This window comes from Streptomyces sp. AcH 505, from assembly GCF_000818175.1.
Taxonomy (GTDB): Bacteria; Actinomycetota; Actinomycetes; order Streptomycetales; family Streptomycetaceae; genus Streptomyces.
Genome location: NZ_JTIY01000001.1, coordinates 1,881,014 through 1,882,929 on the forward strand (window position 1 = coordinate 1,881,014; position 1,916 = coordinate 1,882,929).

3 protein-coding genes and 1 pseudogene are annotated in these 1,916 nt (G+C 74.4%); all 4 read right to left on the minus strand.

Going from position 1 to position 1,916, the window contains the following annotated elements; genetic code table 11:
• Positions 1–145: 145 nt before the first annotated feature.
• Positions 146–547 (minus strand): TadE family type IV pilus minor pilin, encoded by a 402-nt coding sequence (locus HY68_RS08745; RefSeq protein ID WP_347560412.1) that lies wholly within the window; start codon positions 545–547, stop codon positions 146–148.
• Between the two features lie 7 nt (positions 548–554).
• Positions 555–761 carry a DUF4244 domain-containing protein gene (locus HY68_RS40020; RefSeq protein WP_063779627.1) on the minus strand — a complete coding sequence of 69 codons (207 nt, stop codon included), beginning with the start codon at positions 759–761 and terminating at the stop codon, positions 555–557.
• Between the two features lie 81 nt (positions 762–842).
• Positions 843–1,622, minus strand: coding sequence for a type II secretion system F family protein (locus tag HY68_RS08755; protein WP_041986579.1), 780 nt, complete (start codon positions 1,620–1,622; stop codon positions 843–845).
• Positions 1,619–1,916 (minus strand): annotated as a pseudogene (locus HY68_RS44895) (hypothetical protein); the annotation flags it as partial. The pseudogene HY68_RS44895 and the gene HY68_RS08755, both read right to left, overlap by 4 nt.

Here is a 1,916-nt window from a genome sequence, read left to right on the forward strand (position 1 = left end):
GCGGCGCCCGCGCGGTGGCGGGCAGCGACCGCCTGGCCCAGTGCGAGCACCACGGCGAACACGGCGCATATCGTGGCCGCCGCCATCGCCACCCAGACCGTCGCCGCCCCCTGGTCACCACCCCGTTCGCCGTCACCGTCACGGATCATGAGGCGCCCCTCTCCCCGGTGTGCTGGGTGTACGGGGCGTCCTGGGCGTTCTGGGTGTCCTCCGCCGAGGCTGCGGCCTCGGCCGTGAGGGTCAAGGCCAGCGCCCCCGGGCCCGGCGTCGGAGCCGCCACCCGCACCCGCCACAGATCGCCGGACCGGCCGAGGGTGACCTCGGCGCCCTGGGGCGCGGCCGAGCGGGCCGCGTCCAGCGCCGCTTCCCGTGGTTCGGACCTGGCGACGGCCCGTGCCCCCGCCCGCGCGGCGTCCACGCACTGGATCTGTGCCGCCGCCGCTGTCAGCGCCCAGACGAGCGCCATGGCGAACACCACCAGCGCCGGCACCGCCACGGCCGCTTCCGCCGTGACATATCCGCGGTCGTCCCGATCGGCGACGCGCACCGCCGCATCAGACCTGGACATTGAGGGCCTTGCCGATCACCGACTGAAGCGCCTGTGACACGGGTCCACTCGTGACCACTTTGTACAGCACCGCGGCGAAAGCGCAGGCGGCGATCGTGCCCATCGCGTATTCCGATGTCGTCATTCCCGCGTCACCCGATTCCGTGCCGCGCCGAATCCGACGCAGCCATCCTTTTCGCATACGCGTCCACATTTCGGCCTCCCGTTTCGCTCAGCTCTGTTTCCTGCGTTTCATGCGTTTTCACGCGTTGATCTGCCGTTGATCCGCTGTCCGTCAGCCGCCGCCGAGCAGTCCGCTCGCCAGGCCGATGACCACGGGCGCCACGCCCACCGTCAGAAAGGCCGGCAAGAAGCACAGCCCGACCGGCGCGGTGATCAGCACCTGTGCCCGATGGGCCCGGGCGGTCGCCCGACGCGCCCGCTCCGCCCGCAGGCCCGCCGCGAGCCGCGACACCTGTTCGGCGGCCGGCGCCCCGCTGGCCCCTGCCCGCTCCAGACAGCGGGCGAGACCTGCGGCACCCGGTATCTCGCCGAACCTCCCCCACGCTTCGGCCGGTTCACCGCCGAGCCGGACCTCGGCCGCCGTCCTGGCGAGCCGGTCGCCGACCGGTCCGCCGAGCGACTCCCCCACCGCCTCGGCCGCCTCCCTCGGCCCGGCGCCGGCCGCGACGCACGCGGCCAGCAGGTCTGCGGCCAGCGGCAGTTGACGTACCGTTCGCTCGTCCAGGCGGCTGTCGTCCCGTTTCCTGGTGCGCAGCCAGCGCCGCACGCCGTAGGCGCACGCCAGTCCCACAGCGCAGCCCGCCACTCCCCCGAGCAGCACCCAGCCGGTGGCGAGCGCCGCCAGCGGTGGCCCCCAGCGCCGGATCCACTCCGTCGCAACCGCCGTCGTCCGCGACCGCACCTGCCGTACCGGTTCCACCGACAGCAGCTCGACGCCGCGTCGGCGCACCTTCCGCGCCCTGTGCCCGGCAGCCACGGCAGAGGCCAGCGAACCGAGCGCCGCCAGCACGGACACCGCGACCCACAGGCTGTGGACGAGCGATCCGGTCATGACGCCTCCCCCGCCCGGACGATCCGGGCCGCCCACCACAGCCCCACGCCCTCCAACGCGGCGCCACCAGCCAGGCACGCCAGGCCTGCCGGGGTATGCAGCAGGACCCGCAGCGGGTCGGCGCCCAGCGCCCAGCCCATCGCCAGGCCCACCATCGGCAGGAGCGCCAGCAGAACCACCGTCGACCAGGCACCGGCCAACTCGGCGCGAAGTTCGTCCCGCTGGGCCCGCTCGGCGCGCAACGCGCCTTCCAGCCGGTCGAGTCCTGCGGCGAGCCCGGCCCCGCCGTCCACG

Excerpts from the sequence above, each read along its gene's own strand:
- HY68_RS40020 (WP_063779627.1), bottom strand. The coding sequence starts at position 761 with ATGTGGACGCGTATGCGAAAAGGATGGCTGCGTCGGATTCGGCGCGGC.
- HY68_RS08755 (WP_041986579.1), bottom strand. The coding sequence starts at position 1,622 with ATGACCGGATCGCTCGTCCACAGCCTGTGGGTCGCGGTGTCCGTGCTG.